Source organism: Microbacterium sp. NPDC058021 (assembly GCF_042885955.1).
Lineage (GTDB): Bacteria > Actinomycetota > Actinomycetes > Actinomycetales > Microbacteriaceae > Microbacterium.
Map to the genome: position 1 here is coordinate 320,930 of NZ_JBHVRF010000003.1, position 14,766 is coordinate 335,695.

Here is a 14,766-nt window from a genome sequence, read left to right on the forward strand (position 1 = left end):
GCGAGCGCGGCGGCCGGGTCAGCGTGCGGCGAGGGCGGATGCCACGACGTCGACGCCCTCGTGGAGCAGGGCGTCGGGGATCGACAGCGGCGGGAGGAAGCGGATGACGTTGCCGTACGTGCCGCAGGTGAGCACGATGACCCCGTCGGCGAGGCAGGCCTTCGCGATCGCGCCGGTGAGGGCCGCGTCGGGTGCGCCGGTTGCCGGGTCGACGAACTCGACGGCGATCATGGCACCGCGCCCGCGCACCTCGCCGATGCGCGGGTCGGCGGCGGCGAGCGCGCCGAGGCGATCGCCGAGGATCTGCTCGATCTGCTGCGCCCGCTCGATGAGCCCGTCGTTCTCGAACGCGTCGATCGCGGCGAGCGCCGCGGCACACGCGACGGGGTTGCCGCCGTACGTGCCGCCGAGGCCGCCGGCGTGGGCGGCATCCATGATCTCGGCCCGGCCGGTCACGGCGGCCAGGGGCATGCCCCCCGCAATCCCCTTCGCCGTCGTGATGAGGTCGGGGACGATGCCGAACAGCTCGCTGGCGAACATCGCGCCGGTGCGGGCGAAGCCCGACTGCACCTCGTCGGCGATGAACACCACGCCGTTGTCGCGGCACCAGTCGGCAACGGCCGGCAGGAACCCGTCGGCCGGCACGATGAAGCCGCCCTCGCCCTGGATGGGCTCGATGATGACGGCGGCGAGGTTGTCGGCGCCGATCTGCTTCTCGATGAGCGAGAGGGCACGGGCGGCGGCCTCGGGCCCGGTGAGCCCGTCGCGCAGCGGGTACGACGCCGGGGCGCGGTAGACCTCGGGCGCGAACGGCCCGAACCCGCTCTTGTAGGGCATCGACTTCGCCGTGAGCGCCATCGTGAGGTTCGTGCGGCCGTGGTAGCCGTGGTCGAACGCGACGACGGCCTGACGGCCGGTGTGCTTGCGGGCGATCTTCACGGCGTTCTCGACGGCTTCGGCACCGGAGTTGAACAGCGCGCTCTTCTTCTCGTGGTCACCGGGGGTGAGCCGGTTGAGCGCCTCGGCCACGGCGATGTAGGACTCGTAGGGCGAGATCATGAAGCAGGTGTGGGTGAACTGGGCCGCCTGCGCGGCGATGGCCTCGACGACCTTGGGGTGAGCGGACCCGACGGTGGTCACCGCGATGCCCGAACCCAGGTCGATGAGCGAGTTGCCGTCGGCGTCGACGACCACCCCGCCGCCGGCGGCGACCGCCGCGATCGGCACCGTGTGACCCACCCCGGCCGGCACGGCGGCCGCCTTGCGCTGAAGGATCGCGGTGGAGCGGGGTCCGGGGATGGTGGTGGCGAGGCGGCGCACTTGTGGCAGGCCGGGTCCGCCGTGCGGCGTCGGGGAGGCGTCGATGAGGGTCATGTCGGCGAGCGTAGGAGCCTCGAGCCCCGCAGAGCACTCGCCCCGCTGTATATTTCGAGGCGGCTGATGTACAGCCTGTACAAGAGCGGAGATGCCGGTGGTGGCGACGACGACGGACCTCGAACCGACGCTGCGCGCCCTGCTGCGCCGTGGCGAGCTGCGCCTGCGGCTGGCCTCCGATCCGCAGCATCTCCCGGCCGAGGCCCTCGACCGTGCCATCCGCTGGGTGCACAGCTCGGATCTCGCCGATCCCACGCCGTTCCTCGCCGACGACCTGGTGCTGCTGACGACCGGCACGCAGTTCGCCGACACCGGCGATGCCGCCTCCGAGCCCTACGACGACTACGTCGCACGCCTGTCCGAGCGCGGTGTCGCCGGGCTCGGGTTCGGCACCGAGGTCGCGCGCGCCGGCATCCCGCCCGCCCTCGCCCGCGCCTGCAGCGAAGCGGGGATGCCGCTGTTCGAGGTGCCCTACGACACGCCGTTCATCGCCGTCGCCCGCGCCAACGCCGAGACGATCGCCGCGCAGGCCTACGCGAGGCGCAGCTGGGCGCTCGCGGCGCAGCGCGCCATCTCGCTCGCTGCCCTCCGTCCCGACGGGCTGGATGCCACGATCGGCGAGCTCGCCCGGCAGCTGGACACGTGGGTGGGCATGTACGACGCCGCCGGCGAGCTCGTGCGCGAGCACCCCGCAGGCGCGCTCGATGCCGCCATCGCCCGGAGCGTCCACGACGAGGTCGGCGCGGTGCTGCGCCGCGGCGCCCGCGCGGGATCGTCGGTGCGACGAGAGGGCACGGCGTTCACGCTGCAGACCCTCGGCCGGGGTGGCCGCCTGCGCGGCGTCGTGGCGATCGCGGCGGGCGGGCTGGACCGCGAGGGCCGTGACGTCGTGACGTCGGTGATCTCGATGGCCAGCCTCGCCCTCGAGCAGCACCAGCGCCTGGGGCGGGCGCGCACCGTGCTGCGCACGGGCATGCTGCAGTCGCTGCGCACCGGGGATCCCACCCTCGCCCGCCGCATCTCCCGGGATGTGTGGGGACCCTTGCCGGCAGCCCCCGTCGTGGTGGCGGTGACCGACGCCACCGCCGCCGACTCCGACGCGCTCGGCGAACTGCTGGAGCTGCGCGCCGACGAGCGGCGGGGAGCACTGTTCTACGGCAGAGGCGAGGACGGCATGGTGATCGCGGTGTCGGCGACCGATGTCGGCAGCCTCGACGAGTTCGCCGGCCGGTTCGCGCTGTCGATCGGGGTGTCGGCACCGACGGGGTACGACGGGTTCGCCGCCGCGCTCGACCAGGCGCGCGTCGCGCGCGATCGCGGCGGGCCCGGGGTGACGCACTTCGCCGACACGGCGCGCGGCGGCATCCGCTCGGCGCTGACCACCCCCGAGGCGCGATCGCTGGCGGCGGCGGCGCTGCACCCGCTCGCCGCGCACGATGCCGCGCACGCGACCGCGCTCGTCGCCACGCTGCGCGCGTGGCTCGCCGCCGACTGCTCCCACGAATCCGCCGCCCGCGCCCTCGGCGTGCATCGGCACACGGTGCGCACCCGCCTCGGCGCCGCGCAGACGCTGCTCGGCATCGACCTGTCGTCGTTCGCCGCCCGGGCAGAGCTCTGGGCCGCGTTCGCCGCCCTCGACTGACCCGCCCGCCCGCGCCGCCCCGTTCGGTCGTCGCATCCGCCCCTTTCCGGGCGCGCTCGGGGTCGTTCGCGACGACCGAACCCGCGCGCCGCGCGCGCCGGGCTCGTTTCGGTCGCCCCGCGACCGAGGGCGGCTCGAGTGTCACGAATGGCGGATGCCACAGCTCGCGACTGTGCGCGAGTGACACCGGAGCAGCTCGAGAGGGGGCGGTCAGCGCGGCGCGTGCGCCTCGAGGAACTCGTACACCTCGGTCGTGTCCACGCCGGGGAAGGCGCCCGTCGGCAGGGTCGCCAGAAGCGTCCGGGGTGTGCGCACGTTCGGCCACGAATGCTCGCGCCAGGCCGATTCCAGATCGGCGGGCGCCCGGCGGCAGCACACCTCGACGGAGTGCTTCGACACCCCGCGGTTGGGGGTGTCGCGCCCGAGGAACCACTTGGTGTCGTCGAAGCGCACGCCCACGCTCACCGAGTGCGCGCCTTCGCTGGATGCCTCGACCCGCGCCGTGCACCAGTAGGTCCCGTTGCCGGTGTCGGTGTACTGGTAGTACGGGTTGAAGTGGTCGTCGACGTCGAAGACGACCCGGCTCGTCCATTTGCGGCAGCACAGCTGCCCCTCGATGGAACCCAGCCCGTCGGTCGGGAAGTTCACGTCGTCGTTCTCGTACGCCTTCGTGATCGTGCCCGACTCGTGCACCTTGAGGAAGTGCACCGGGATGTCCAGGTGCATCGTGGCGAGGTTGGTGAAGCGGTGCGCGGCCGTCTCGTACGACACCGAGTAGGTGTCACGCAGGTCCTCGATCGACAGCGCACGGCGAGCCTTGGCATCCTGCAGCGCCGGCGCGACGTGCGCCTCGGGGATGAGCAGCGCCCCGGTGAGGTAGTTGGTCTCCACCCGCTGGCGCAGGAACTCCGCGTAGCTGTGCGGCTCGGAGTGCCCGAGGATGCGGCTGGACAGCGCCTGCAGCACGGCGGTGCGGGGGTCGGCCTTGGCCGTCACGCGGCTCGACAGGTACAGCCGCCCGTTCTTGATGTCCGCGACGCTGCGGGTCGTCTGCGGCAGGTCGGACACATAGTGCAGCGTGAACCCGAGGTGCGCGGCGATGTCGGATGCCGTGCGCTGCGTGAGCGGCCCGCCGGGGTGGCCGACGGCGTCCAGGATGCCGCGGGCGTGCTGCTCGAGGTCGGGGAAGTAGTTGTTCTGGGTGCGCATGAGGCGCCGCAGCTCCACGTTCGCCCGACGCGCCTCCTCGGGGGTCGCCGACCGCTCGTCGCGCAGCCGCTCGATCTCGCCCTGCAGCGCCATCAGGGCCCGGAGTGCTTCGGTGGGCACCGTCTTGCCCACGCGGAACGGCGCGATGCCGAGGGCCTGGAACGTCTGCCCCTGCATGGCACGCTCGAGCTGGATCTCCAGCGTCGACCGCTCGTCCAGCGGCTCGGACTCCAGGAGCGCATCCAACGTCGTCCCCAACGCCCGGGCGATCGCGCGCAGCAGCGTGAGCTTCGGCTCGCGCCGGCCGTTCTCGATCATCGACAGCTGACTGGGGGCCCGTTCCACGGCGGTCGCCAACTCGTCGAGCGTCATCCCCCGTGCGGTGCGCAGCTGCCGGATCCGCCGGCCCATCGTGAGTGAGTCCACCTCATGATCGTCGGTCGTGAGGCTCGTCATTGCGCCCTGGAGGTGCGTGGTCATGCCGCGATTCTGTCACGAAAGCAGAACTATCCAGAAAGTTCACACCGGATTCGGTCGTCAAGGGCCGGGAAGTTCACCGGATAGTGGACACACGACGCACCACCCAGGGATCCGGACCGCGGATCACGGACTGCCGCACCCGACCCACTCGTCGGGGGACGCGGTCCCGGAACCACCCGCCCGCACTCGCCCACAGGAGATCAGGCTCATGACACCTGCAACCGCCACCCCGATGCGCACCCGTACCGGGGCCATCGCCACCCCGACCTCCGAGCCGTCGATCGAGATCGCCGCCCCCCTGGGTCGCCGTTACGACGAGATCCTCACCCCCGACGCCCTCGCCTTCCTCGTCGAACTGCACCACCGTTTCGGCGCCCGTCGCCACGACCGGCTCGCCGACCGCATGCGCCGTCGCTTCGAGATCGGCAACGGCCACGACCCGAACTTCCGCCACGACACCCGCCACATCCGCGAGGACGAGTCGTGGCGGGTCGCCGGCGCGGGTCCGGGCCTGGAGGACCGCCGTGTGGAGATCACCGGCCCCACCGACCCGAAGATGACGATCAACGCGCTCAACTCCGGCGCCAAGGTCTGGCTCGCCGACCAGGAGGACGCCACGAGCCCCACCTGGAAGAACGTCATCGAGGGCCAGCTGAGCCTGCGCGACGCCATCCGCGGCGAGCTGTCGTTCACGAGTCCCGAGGGCAAGCGCTACGAGGTCACCGCCGTAGAGACCCCGACGATCGTGATGCGCCCGCGCGGCTGGCACCTCACCGAGCACCACCTGCGTTTCACCGACCGGTTCGGCCGCGAGATGGCGGCATCCGGCTCACTCGTGGACTTCGGCCTGTACTTCTTCCACAACGCCGCGCAGCTGATCGCGAACGGCCGGGGACCGTACTTCTACATCGCCAAGCTCGAATCGAGCGAAGAGGCGAAGCTGTGGGACGACGTCTTCAGCTTCAGCGAGGAGTACATCGGCATCCCGCACGGCACGATCCGCGCGACCGTGCTGATCGAGACCCTGCCGGCGGCGTTCGAGATGGAGGAGATCCTGTTCGAACTGCGCGACCACTGCGCGGGGTTGAACGCCGGGCGCTGGGACTACATCTTCTCGATCATCAAGAACTACCGCGGCCGCGGCGCCCGGTTCGTGCTGCCCGACCGCAGCGAGGTGACGATGACGGTGCCGTTCATGAGGGCCTACACCGAGCTGCTGGTGAAGACCTGCCACCGGCGCGGCGCCTTCGCGATCGGCGGCATGAGCGCGTTCATCCCGAACCGCCGCGACCCCGAGGTGACCCGGCTCGCCTTCGAGAAGGTGGCCGCTGACAAGAAGCGCGAGGCCGGCGACGGCTTCGACGGCACCTGGGTCGCCCACCCCGACCTCATCCCCACCGCGAGGGCCGAGTTCGACGCCGTGCTGGGCGACCGACCCAACCAGCTCGATCGCCAGCGGCCCGAGGTGGAGGTCTCGGCGGCGGATCTGATCGACGTGCACATCGGGCGCCCCATCACCGCCCAGGGTGTGCGCGGCAACGTCTCGGTGGCGATCCGCTACATCGAGGCGTGGCTGCGGGGCCTCGGCGCGGTCGCGATCGACAACCTGATGGAGGATGCCGCAACGGCGGAGATCTCCCGCTCGCAGGTGTGGCAGTGGATCCACCAGGACCTGTCCACCGCCGAAGGCGACCGCATCACCCGCGAGTACATCGAGGGGCTCATCGCCGAGGTGCTGGGCGAGGCCGAACGCCGCGAGGGTGATCGGTTCGACGACGCCGCGGAGGTCTTCCGCGACGTCGCCCTGGGTCAGGACTTCCCGGCCTTCCTCACCCTCCCGGCCTACACGCGCTTCCTCGTCGAAGCCGAGTAGCCCCCACCGTCAGCCCCACGAAGGGAAGAGAAATGACCACCTACCAGGACGACATCGACGCCATCCGGGCTCTCAAGGCGCAGCACGGCTCTGCCTGGGATGCCATCGACCCCGAGTCCGTCGCCCGCATGCGGGCGCAGAACCGCTTCAAGACCGGACTCGAGATCGCCCAGTACACCGCCGACATCATGCGCCGCGACATGGCCGAGTACGACCAGGACTCGTCGGTCTACACCCAGTCGCTCGGCGTCTGGCACGGGTTCATCGGCCAGCAGAAGCTCATCTCGATCAAGAAGCACCTGAAGACGACGAACAAGCGCTACCTCTACCTCTCGGGGTGGATGGTCGCCGCGCTCCGCTCGGAGTTCGGGCCGCTGCCTGACCAATCCATGCACGAGAAGACCTCGGTCCCCGCCCTCATCGAGGAGCTGTACACGTTCCTCCGCCAGGCCGACGCCCGCGAACTCGACCTGCTCTTCACGCAGCTCGACCGCGCACGCAGCGCCGGCGATGAGACGGCCGCCGAGTTCATCCAGGCGCAGATCGACTCCTACGAGACCCACATCGTGCCGATCATCGCCGACATCGATGCCGGCTTCGGCAACCCCGAGGCCACGTATCTGCTCGCCAAGAAGATGATCGAGGCGGGCGCGTGCGCCATCCAGATCGAGAACCAGGTGTCGGACGAGAAGCAGTGCGGTCATCAGGACGGCAAGGTCACCGTCCCCCACGAGGACTTCATCGCCAAACTCAACGCCGTGCGCTACGCGTTCCTGGAGCTCGGCATCGACAACGGCATCATCGTCGCCCGCACCGACTCGCTGGGAGCCGGCCTCACGCAGAAGCTCGCCGTCACGCAGGAGCCGGGCGATCTCGGGGACCGCTACAACGCGTTCCTCGATGCGGAGGAGATCTCCGAAGCCGACCTCGGTAACGGCGATGTCGTCATCAAGCGCGACGGCGCGCTGCTGCGCCCCAAGCGCCTGCCGAGCAACCTCTACCAGTTCCGCGCCGGCACGGGTGAGGAGCGCGTCGTGCTCGACTGCATCACGTCGCTGCGCAACGGCGCGGACCTGCTGTGGATCGAGACCGAGAAGCCGCACGTGGAGCAGATCGCCGGCATGGTCGACGCGATCCGCGAGGAGATCCCGGACGCCAAGCTCGTCTACAACAACAGCCCGTCGTTCAACTGGACGCTCAACTTCCGCCAGCAGGCCTACGACCAGCTGGCCGAGGAAGGCCAGGACGTCTCGGCCTACGACCGCGGCGACCTCATGAACGTCGTCTACGACGACACCGACCTCGGCCGGCTGGCCGACGAGAAGATCCGCACCTTCCAGCGCGACGGGTCCGCCCGGGCCGGCATCTTCCACCACCTCATCACGCTGCCGACCTACCACACGGCGGCACTTTCGACCGATGACCTCGCCAAGGGGTACTTCGGCGACGAAGGCATGCTCGCCTACGTCCGGGGCGTGCAGCGCCGCGAGATCCGCGAGGGCATCGCGACGGTCAAGCACCAGAACATGGCGGGAAGTGACATCGGCGACAACCACAAGGAGTACTTCGCCGGCGCCGCAGCCCTCAAAGCCGGCGGCCAGCACAACACGATGAACCAGTTCGGCTGAGCGCTCGGCTCGACCTGCACGGCGGATGCCTCGGACCACCCGGTTCGGGGCATCCGCCGTGTCATGCGCCGAATCCCGATCGGAATGTCGATCGGCACTGCCGCCGGTACGACGCCCTGTCGTAGCGTCACTCACAGACGAAAGGCAGTGCGATGCGATATCTCATGCTGGTGCTCACGGATCCCGACTTGGACACACCCGAGGAGGTGCCGGTCCCGATCGAGCAATGGGTGCAGGAGGCCTACGACACCGGGCGGGCGGTGACCGGTGACCGGCTGCGGCCGGCGTCGGAGGCGACCACGGTGCGGCGGCGGCGGCGCGAGGTGATCGTCAGCGACGGTCCCTTCGCCGAGGCGTACGAACTGATCGGCGGGTTCGACGTGCTCGAGTGCGACACCCTCGAGGAGGCCGTCGAGCTCGCCTCGCGGCATCCGATGGCCACCGCCGGGGTCATCCAGCTGCATCCGGCCTGGCCGCTGGACCTGTAGGCAGCCGGACGGGCGGGGCCGACACCCGGCCCCGCCCGTCCGCGCCTGCGCTCAGGCGTCGCGGCGGATCCAGCGGAACGTGGCACGGCTGAGGATGAGCCCCACGAGCAGCCAGATGCCGAGGGCCATCGCCACCCAGCCGAGCTCCCAGCCGTCCCCGGGTTCGAGGGTGGCGTATTCGGCGGGGAGGAACGCCGCGCGCATCCCGCGCGCCATCCACACGAGCGGGAACGCGCTGGCGACGTACTGCAGCCAGTCGGGCAGCTGCCAGAAGAAGATGTAGACACCCGAGACGAACTGCAGCACGAGCGCGATGGGCACGACCACCGCCGTGGCGCTGCGCCCCGAGCGGGGCAGCGCCGACACCGCGATGCCCATGAGCGCCGACGCGATGATCCCCAGGAAGAACACCCATGTGAAGGTGATCCACGAGTCGGCATCCGACGGCAGGGCCACATCGAACACCAGGGCGGCCACGACGATGAGGATGAACGCCTGCAGGATGCCGGTCGTGAGCACCTGCGCGATCTTGCCGGCGAAGTAGCTCACCGGAGACAGCGGGGTACCGCCGAGGCGCTTGAGGGTGCCGTCGGAGCGTTCCATCGCGATGTCGACGGCGAGGTTCTGGAACCCCGACAGCAGCAACCCGGCGGCGAGCATGGCCGGCAGGTACAGCTCGGCCGCCGAGAGCTCGGGCACGCCGGGGCCGCCGGCGATACCGCCTTCCTCCTGGAAGATCGTGCTGAACAGCGCGAGCATGAACACCGGGAACAGGAACGTGAAGAAGAGGGTGTCCCCGGCGCGGAAGTAGCCGCGCACTTCGTAGGCGGCGCGGTGCGCGCCGAGGGCGAGCACGCTCATCGGCCGGCCCCCTCGGTCGCGGGCGCCTGCGGGGCATCGTCGTCCGCGGCATCCTGCGCGGCAGCCCCATCGTGCTCATCGACCATCTCGAGGTAGATCTCCTCCAGTGCCGGGCGGCGGATCTCCAGCGCCTCCGGCTCCCCGCCGAGTCGTTCGGCCAGGGCCGCGGTGAACTCCCACGGCCGGGCGGTGCGCGCCTCGCGCAGCACCCCGCCCTCGCGCCAGGTGACCCGCGGCGTGCGGGCCTGCTCGCCGCCGAAGCCGGCGACGGGCCCGATCGCGCGCAGCCTGCCTCGGGTGATGACGGCCACGCGGTCGGCCAGCTGAGCAGCCTCGTCGAGGTAGTGGGTGGTCAGCAGGATCGTCGTGCCCTCCTCCTGCAATCCGCGGATCAACTGCCAGAACTCGCGACGCGCCTGCGGGTCGAACCCGGTGGTGGGCTCGTCGAGGAACAGCAGCTCGGGTCGGCCGATGATGCCGAGGGCCACGTCGACGCGCCGCTGCTGACCGCCGGAGAGCTTGGCGATGCGGGTGTTCGCCTGAGCCTGAAGGCCCACCGCGGCGATGACCTCTTCGACGTCGCGGGGCCGCGGGTAGTACGCCGCGAACTGCCGCAGCTGCTCGCGCACCGTGTAGAGGCCGCCTTGGCCGGCGGACTGCAGCACGATGCCGATGCGTGCCTTCCAGGCGAGCCCCGCCGTGCCGGGGTCGGCACCGAGCACGCTCACCGACCCGCCGCTGCGGCGCCGGTAGCCCTCGAGGATCTCCACCGTCGTGGACTTTCCGGCCCCATTGGGGCCGAGGAGAGCGAAGGTCTCGCCGCGCGCGATGGTGAAGCTCACGTCGTCGACCACGGGGGTGTCGCCGTAGGTCTTGCGCAGGTTCGCCACGCGCACGGCATCGGTGTCCATTGATACAGCATGCGCGTTCGGCGCGCCTTTCCCTAAGCCTTTTCGCCGGGGCCGGCCCCGAGCCGCGCGAGGCGGCGGCGCGGGCTACGATTTCTCTCGTGACCGAACGCGCTCCCCTGTCCCGCAAGCTGTCCGCCATCGCCGAATCCGCGACGCTGAAGGTGGATGCCAAGGCGAAGTCGCTGCAGGCTGCCGGCCGCCCCGTCATCTCCTACGCCGCCGGCGAGCCCGATTTCGCGACGCCGCAGTTCATCGTGGATGCCGCCGCCGAGGCACTGCACGACCCCGCGAACTTCCGCTACACCCCCGCGGCGGGGCTGCCCGTGCTGCGCGAGGCGATCGTGGCGAAGACGCTGCGCGACTCCGGGCTGGAGATCTCTCCCGCCCAGGTCATCGTCACCAACGGCGGCAAGCAGGCGGTGTACCAGGCGTTCCAGACCGTGGTGAACCCCGGCGACGAGGTGCTGCTCCCGGCGCCGTACTGGACGACGTACCCCGAGGCGATCGCGCTGGCAGACGGCGTCCCCGTCGAGGTGTTCGCCGGCGCCGACCAGGGGTACAAGGTGACCGTCGAGCAGCTCGAGGCCGCCCGCACCGACAAGACGACGGTGCTCGTGTTCGTCTCGCCCTCGAACCCGACCGGTGCCGTCTACACGCCCGAGGAGACCGCGGCGATCGGCGAGTGGGCCCTCGAGCACGGCATCTGGGTGATCACCGACGAGATCTACCAGAACCTCGTCTACGAGGGTGTCCGCGCCGTCTCGATCGTCGAGGCCGTGCCGGAACTGGCCGGCCAGACGCTGCTGGTCAACGGCGTCGCGAAGACCTACGCCATGACCGGCTGGCGCGTGGGCTGGATGGTCGGCCCCGCCGACGCCATCAAGCTCGCCGGCAACCTGCAGTCCCACCTGAGCTCGAACGTCAACAACATCGCGCAGCGCGCAGCGCTGGCCGCGCTGACCGGGCCGCAGGACGAGGTCGAGCAGATGCGACAGGCATTCGACCGTCGCCGGCGCCTCATCGTCGAAGAGCTGTCGAAGATCGACGGCGTCACGGTTCCCAACCCGCTCGGTGCGTTCTACGTCTACCCCGACGTCACGGGCCTGCTGGGCCGCACCTGGGCGGGCGTGACCCCGACGACGTCGCTGGAGCTGGCCGACTTCATCCTCGAGCGCGCCGAGGTGGCCGTCGTCCCCGGCGAGGCGTTCGGGCCGTCCGGATACCTGCGCCTGTCGTACGCGCTCGGCGACGAGCAGCTGCTCGAAGGCATCCAGCGCCTGCAGTCGCTGTTCGCCTGACCCGCGCCCACCGTCACCGCGCCGCGGTCACGTCCGCGCGCCGCGCGCGCCGCGGTGCTGTCCGCGCGCCGTCATCGCGGCGAGAAACCACTTCCCGGCTGACACCCACCGCCCCGCGTGGTGTCTCAGCCGGAAAGTGGTGTCTCACGGGGTGAGGGTGGATGCCGCGGGCGGCGGCTAGAGCTGGATGCCGACCAGCACCGGTTCGGGCTGCAGGATGAGACCGAACTCGGCCTGCACCCGCTGCTGGATGAACCGGGCGAGCTCGGCGATCTCCGCGGCCGTCGCCGAACCGCGATTCGTGATCGCCAGCGCGTGCTTGGTCGAGAGCCCCGCGCGTGAGCGGGGAAGACGGAAGCCCTTGCCCAGGCCGGCATGCTCGATGAGCCAGGCCGCGCTGACCTTGACGTCGGACTCCGCCACGACCGGCGGAGGCACGATGCCGTCGAAGGTGTCCAGCGGAATCACGGTGACGGCAGGGACATCAGGGGTGACCGGCCACCGCGGGCACTCCGCGGGGAGGGTGCGGGCGAACTCGGCCGAGACGATCGCGTTCTGGAAGAACGATCCCGCGCTGTAGGTGTCGGGGTCGGCGTCGTCGAGCACCATGCCCTTCGAGCGTCGGGTGGCCAGCACTGTCTCGCGTGTCCAGGCCAGCGAGACCTCGGCATCCGGGGCCAGGCGCAGCGCCTGCCGCAACTGGGCGCCGCGCACCGGCAGATCGCCGTGGCCGACGTCGGCCAGCTCCAACGTGATCGACACGATGACGCCGTGGCGCTCGGCGCCGATGCCGTAGTGGTCCTTGAGCACCGAGGTGCGAAATCCCAGCCCGAGCTCGGAGGCGGGAACCGTGACGAGCTCACCGGTGGCCTCGTCGAGCAGCTCCACCTCGACGAGGGTCTGCACGATCTCCTGGCCGTACGCCCCGATGTTCTGGATCGGCGCCGCGCCGGCGGTGCCGGGGATTCCGGACATCGCCGAGATGCCGGCGAGCCCCTCCGCCACCGCGTACGACACCAGCTCGTCCCAGTCGTGCCCTGCCTCGACGCGCAGTCGCACGAAGCCTTCGCGGGGGGATGCCAGACGCTGGATGCCCTGCGTGCGCACGAGCACGACCGTGCCCTCGAAGGGCTCGTCCGCCACGAGCAGGTTGGAGCCGCCGCCGACGACGAGCCACGGCTCGCGGTCGGCCCACAGGCTCCGCATGGTCTGGATCAGCTCGTCGCGGGTCCGCGCGTCGACGAGACGGCGGGGGATGCCGCCGGCACGCAGCGTGGTGAGGTCGGCGATCGGCCGGGGTGTGATGTCGGGCATGTCAGAGACGCACGCGCACCTGGGCTTTGCCGAGCACCGTCGTCCCGGCGCTCGTCACGGTGAGATCGATGCGCGCGGCGTCCGCGTCCACCGCTCCCACCGTCGCAGTGACCTCCACGTCGGCGCCGTCCTCGGCGTCGACGACGACCGGCCGGGTGAACCGCACGCCGTACTCCACGATGCGCCCGGCATCTCCGAGCCACGGCACGATCGTCTCGACCGCCAGGCCCATCGTCAGCATGCCGTGGGCGAGCACCCCGGGCAGCCCGACGCGGGCGGCGACATCGTCGCGGTAGTGGATGGGATTGAAGTCCCCGGACGCTCCGGCGTAGCGCACGAGCGACTCGCGCGTGAGGTGCACGGTGCGCTGGGCGACGACGTCTCCGACGGTGAGCTCGCTCATGCGTCCTCTCCCCCGATCAGCAGCACCGAGATCGCCGTGACGACGTGGGCGCCGGTGGCATCGGTCATCTCCGCCTCGCTGGTGACCATGGCGCCCTTGCCGAAGGGGCGCACCGTGGCGACGGTGAGGGTCGCGGTCAGCTCGTCGCCGGCGACGATCGGCCGCGTGTAGCGGAACCGCTGCTCGGCGTGGATGGTGCGCTCCAGCGCGATGCCGGAATCCGGCTCGGCCAGCAGCTGCTGCAGCGTCAGGTCCTGCACCACCATCGCGAACGTCGGCGGCGCGACCACGTCGGGGTAGCCCAGCGCCTGCGCGGCGGCCGGGTCGGTGTGCTGCGGGTCGGTGGCGAAGACGGCACGCGCGAACTCGCGCACCTTCTCACGCCCCACGAGGTACGGCGGCGTCGGCGGGAAGACACGGCCGACGAGCTCGGGATTCACGGACACGCGTTCCATCCTCGCACAGCCGCCCCGGGCGTTCGCGGTCTCACGACCGGCGCGGCCGCAGCGCCCGCAACGCCATCTGCACGGCGATGAAGGTGAGGAAAACCGCGAACAGCACGTTGGCGGTGAACGGGTCCAGGAGCGTCGCGATCCACGCCCCGAGAGCCGTGGTGGTGCACGCGGCGACCCCCACGAGCGCCGCCGCGAGCAGATCGACGTTGCCCCGGCGGACGTTGGCGATGGTCCCGGACAACGCCGTCGGGATCATCATGAGCAGCGACGTGCCCTTGGCGATGAGGTCACTGGTGCCGAAGAGCAGCATGAGAGCGGGCACGACGACGACTCCGCCGCCGACGCCCAAGAGGCCCGCGAGGATGCCGGTGATGAAGCCGAGCACCACGAGCCCCGTGCCGGTGAGCCAGGTGAGCGTCAGCTCGGCGTCACGCGACGGCACGACGAGGAACAGCGACACGATGACCACGACGAGGAACCCGACGAACCCCCAGCGCAGGACGTTCTGCGGCAGCCGCGCCAGCAGCCGCGCCCCCACCTGTGCGCCGACGACGGCCGCGGCGGCGAGGATGAGCGCCGGGATCCACGCGACCGAGCCGTTGACGGCGTAGGAGATGACACCGACCGTCGCCGTCGGCACGATCGCCGCGAGCGAGGTGCCCGCCGCAAGCCGCTGATCGAAATGCAGCAGCAGCACCAGCAAGGGCACGATGACGGTGCCGCCGCCGACGCCGAACAAGCCCGACAGCAGGCCGGCCGCGAGGCCGACGCCGAGACACGACAGGATGAACCGCGCGTTGCGCTCGGCGCGGGGAGCAGGAGTGGTCATC

At 70.8% G+C, this 14,766-nt stretch carries 13 protein-coding genes; 5 read left to right on the forward strand and 8 right to left on the reverse strand.

Translation table 11 applies throughout. The features are described from left to right. Positions 1–18: 18 nt before the first annotated feature. Positions 19–1,374, reverse strand: a complete 1,356-nt coding sequence (gene gabT, locus ACFVR6_RS08375; RefSeq protein ID WP_386961179.1) for a 4-aminobutyrate--2-oxoglutarate transaminase — start codon at positions 1,372–1,374, stop codon at positions 19–21. A gap of 100 nt (positions 1,375–1,474) precedes the next feature. Here gabT and ACFVR6_RS08380 point away from each other — a divergent pair, with 100 nt between their 5' ends. Beyond that, positions 1,475–3,016 (forward strand): PucR family transcriptional regulator, encoded by a 1,542-nt coding sequence (locus tag ACFVR6_RS08380; RefSeq protein WP_386961182.1) that lies wholly within the window; start codon positions 1,475–1,477, stop codon positions 3,014–3,016. A 210-nt stretch (positions 3,017–3,226) separates the two neighbouring features. Here ACFVR6_RS08380 and ACFVR6_RS08385 read toward each other — a convergent pair whose 3' ends face one another. Then, positions 3,227–4,705: a helix-turn-helix domain-containing protein gene (locus tag ACFVR6_RS08385; RefSeq protein WP_386961185.1), complete on the reverse strand. Its 1,479-nt coding sequence runs from the start codon at positions 4,703–4,705 to the stop codon at positions 3,227–3,229. A gap of 208 nt (positions 4,706–4,913) precedes the next feature. On the opposite strand from ACFVR6_RS08385, the gene aceB reads away from it, so the two are divergent. The 3 genes from aceB to ACFVR6_RS08400 all read left to right on the forward strand — a co-directional run bounded on the left by aceB (position 4,914) and on the right by ACFVR6_RS08400 (position 8,694). Continuing rightward, positions 4,914–6,578, forward strand: a complete 1,665-nt coding sequence (gene aceB, locus ACFVR6_RS08390) for a malate synthase A (protein ID WP_386961188.1) — start codon at positions 4,914–4,916, stop codon at positions 6,576–6,578. A 32-nt stretch (positions 6,579–6,610) separates the two neighbouring features. Then, positions 6,611–8,206, forward strand: a complete 1,596-nt coding sequence (locus ACFVR6_RS08395; RefSeq protein WP_386961191.1) for an isocitrate lyase — start codon at positions 6,611–6,613, stop codon at positions 8,204–8,206. Between the two features lie 152 nt (positions 8,207–8,358). After that, positions 8,359–8,694 (forward strand): YciI family protein, encoded by a 336-nt coding sequence (locus ACFVR6_RS08400; RefSeq protein WP_386961194.1) that lies wholly within the window; start codon positions 8,359–8,361, stop codon positions 8,692–8,694. 51 nt (positions 8,695–8,745) lie between these two features. Here the strand turns inward: ACFVR6_RS08400 and ACFVR6_RS08405 are convergent, their stop codons facing one another. Together ACFVR6_RS08405 and ACFVR6_RS08410 are read right to left on the reverse strand one after the other, a co-directional pair. Further along, positions 8,746–9,555, reverse strand: a complete 810-nt coding sequence (locus ACFVR6_RS08405; RefSeq protein WP_386961197.1) for an ABC transporter permease — start codon at positions 9,553–9,555, stop codon at positions 8,746–8,748. Continuing rightward, a complete protein-coding gene (locus tag ACFVR6_RS08410) occupies positions 9,552–10,466 on the reverse strand; it encodes an ABC transporter ATP-binding protein (protein ID WP_386961200.1) in 915 nt (304 codons plus the stop codon). Before ACFVR6_RS08410 ends, ACFVR6_RS08405 begins: the two co-directional genes overlap by 4 nt. A gap of 98 nt (positions 10,467–10,564) precedes the next feature. On the opposite strand from ACFVR6_RS08410, the gene ACFVR6_RS08415 reads away from it, so the two are divergent. Next, positions 10,565–11,764, forward strand: coding sequence for a pyridoxal phosphate-dependent aminotransferase (locus ACFVR6_RS08415; RefSeq protein WP_386961203.1), 1,200 nt, complete (start codon positions 10,565–10,567; stop codon positions 11,762–11,764). A gap of 177 nt (positions 11,765–11,941) precedes the next feature. Here ACFVR6_RS08415 and ACFVR6_RS08420 read toward each other — a convergent pair whose 3' ends face one another. The 4 genes from ACFVR6_RS08420 to ACFVR6_RS08435 are packed head-to-tail and all read right to left on the reverse strand — an operon-like array spanning position 11,942 to position 14,765. Further along, positions 11,942–13,078 (reverse strand): UDP-N-acetylmuramate dehydrogenase, encoded by a 1,137-nt coding sequence (locus ACFVR6_RS08420; protein WP_386961206.1) that lies wholly within the window; start codon positions 13,076–13,078, stop codon positions 11,942–11,944. A gap of 1 nt (position 13,079) precedes the next feature. Further along, entirely contained in the window at positions 13,080–13,481 is a 402-nt protein-coding gene (locus ACFVR6_RS08425) for a MaoC/PaaZ C-terminal domain-containing protein (RefSeq protein ID WP_386961209.1), read from the reverse strand. Next, positions 13,478–13,927: an FAS1-like dehydratase domain-containing protein gene (locus ACFVR6_RS08430; protein WP_386961212.1), complete on the reverse strand. Its 450-nt coding sequence runs from the start codon at positions 13,925–13,927 to the stop codon at positions 13,478–13,480. Before ACFVR6_RS08430 ends, ACFVR6_RS08425 begins: the two co-directional genes overlap by 4 nt. Before the next feature lie 40 nt (positions 13,928–13,967). Beyond that, positions 13,968–14,765, reverse strand: coding sequence for a sulfite exporter TauE/SafE family protein (locus ACFVR6_RS08435; protein WP_386961215.1), 798 nt, complete (start codon positions 14,763–14,765; stop codon positions 13,968–13,970). Position 14,766 lies beyond the last annotated feature (1 nt).